Below are 409 nucleotides of genomic sequence, written 5' to 3'. Positions count from 1 at the left end.
TCCCGGATCCACTGATGGCCGTACGGCGGGCGGCGCAGGTTGTAGCGCGGGTAGTCGTTCACCACGTAGACCGGGCCGCGGTAGTAGTCGCGGTAGCGGTGGCCGACCTTCCAGCCATAGCCCGGGCCATAGGCCGGGCGATAGACCACGCGCGGCGGTGCCGGGCGGTAGTAGCGATCATGGTCACGGTGCCAGTCGCGGCGGTCGCGTTCCCAGTCGCGCCGGGCCTCGCGGCGGTCGCGCTCCCAGTCGCGGCGGTCCTGGCGCCACTCACGGCGATCCTCGCGCCACTCGCGGCGGTCGTGGTCGCGGCGATGGTCGTTGTCGGCGAAGGCCGGGGTCACGGCGCCCAGCGCCAGCACAGAGGCCACGGCGCCGGCCATTACTCGATTGATGCGCATGTCAGACC

1 protein-coding gene is annotated in these 409 nt (G+C 71.9%); it reads right to left on the bottom strand.

Translation table 11 applies throughout. The annotated features are described in order from the left end of the window. A partial coding sequence (locus D7V93_RS44225) for an RcnB family protein (RefSeq protein WP_120648755.1) occupies nucleotides 1-401 on the bottom strand: 401 nt, incomplete at its 3' end. Nucleotides 402-409: the final 8 nt, after the last annotated feature.

Source organism: Corallococcus llansteffanensis, from assembly GCF_003612055.1.
GTDB lineage: Bacteria > Myxococcota > Myxococcia > Myxococcales > Myxococcaceae > Corallococcus > Corallococcus llansteffanensis.
Note: the sequence above shows the minus strand (reverse complement) of the source record. Positions and strands in the feature narration are given on the sequence as shown.